Here is a 1205-nt window from a genome sequence, read left to right as displayed (position 1 = left end):
GGCCACCGGCTCTTCTCCAGGGCGGCCACGCGCTGCTCCAGGGTGGCGAGGTCGGACTCGACGGCTGTGGTGCGCTGGAGAACGACTTCGAGCTTGCCATTGAGGGTGGCGAAGCCGGTGTCCACGCTGCCGCGCAGTCGCTCCAGCTCGACGGCGACGGCGTGGTCGGCCGGTGTGGTCACTCGGGCGCCTTCCGGACGGTCTCGGTGAGCCCGGGGCCCTCGGGGCCGGCGGAGGTGGCGATGGCGGTCAGCAGGGCGAGGACGGCGGCCAGGGCGGCGGCGGACAGGGCACCCGTCCACGGGGCGTCGAGGACGCCGGTCGCACCGGCGCCGAGCACGCCGAGGAGGGCCTGGGCGAAGGTGCGGGTCATCCGCTCGAAGGTGGCGAGCCAGAAGGCGGAGGTCGTCATGGTGGTCACTTCCAGTAGAGGCCGCGTGCCTGGGCGGCCGTGAGGGTGGCGGGGGTGGTGTCCCCGGCGGTCGGCGGGCTGTATGTGATCTCGAAGCGCAGGGTCTCGCCCGGCAGGATCGAGCCCGCGTGCGGGAAGTCGACAAAGCTGCTGCCCGTGGTCGTGATGCGCTCGGTGATCGGGGAGGTCCAGCGGCTGCCGTCCGGGCGCTGGTGCGCGAAGCGGCCCTGGAGCACGCCGCCCAGCGGGGCGTCCACGCGCAGGTACACGCCGGCGGTGTAGGAGCGGGCTCCGGAGATGAGGTTGTCGCGGCCGATCCGGACCGTGGTCCACGTGTCCGGACGCAGGTCAACGCGGGTGGTGCTTGCCTCGCCGAGGGTGTACGGCACGGTGTCCTCCGTGGGGGCCGGGACGGGGCGTCCGGGCTGTCCGGACAGGCGGCGGGCGATCCGGACACGCATGTCCGGCATGCCGAAGCCGCGCGGGTCCGTCTTGTCGTTCGACCACTCCAGGTGGCCGATCACGCTCTTCGCCGACCAGCCGTGCGCCCGGCACAGCGCCGCCGAGACGCGCTCGATCGCGTCGAGCTGCGCGGCGGGCCAAGGATCGCGGCCGTCACCGCGGTTGATGCACTCGAAGCCGTAGAAGGCTCGGTTGCCGTCGACGCCGTCGAGGTTGCCCCGGGTCGGGAGCGGCGGCCGGTCGCCGTAGTCCTCGGCGATCACGCGCTCCAACACAGCGGGGTCGCCGCCGCCGGCGTGGTTCGTGCGCCCGTATCCGACGAGGTGCACGG

Annotated in this window: 3 protein-coding genes; all 3 read right to left on the bottom strand. The window is 73.4% G+C overall.

Features of this window, described 5'->3' with window-relative positions; translation table 11 throughout:
- On the bottom strand, positions 1-182 hold a 182-nt coding region (locus I5Q34_RS33380), incomplete at its 3' end, for a hypothetical protein (protein WP_199896248.1).
- A complete protein-coding gene (locus tag I5Q34_RS33375; RefSeq protein WP_199896247.1) occupies positions 179-412 on the bottom strand; it encodes a holin in 234 nt (77 codons plus the stop codon). The genes I5Q34_RS33375 and I5Q34_RS33380, both read right to left, overlap by 4 nt.
- Before the next feature lie 5 nt (positions 413-417).
- A partial coding sequence (locus I5Q34_RS33370; RefSeq protein WP_199896246.1) for an N-acetylmuramoyl-L-alanine amidase occupies positions 418-1205 on the bottom strand: 788 nt, incomplete at its 5' end.

The sequence above is a fragment of the Streptomyces sp. AV19 genome, assembly GCF_015999245.1.
GTDB lineage: Bacteria > Actinomycetota > Actinomycetes > Streptomycetales > Streptomycetaceae > Streptomyces.
Note: the sequence above shows the minus strand (reverse complement) of the source record. Positions and strands in the feature narration are given on the sequence as shown.

Coding starts and splice junctions, on each gene's coding strand:
- I5Q34_RS33375 (WP_199896247.1), bottom strand. CDS start 412: ATGACGACCTCCGCCTTCTGGCTCGCCACCTTCGAGCGGATGACCCGC.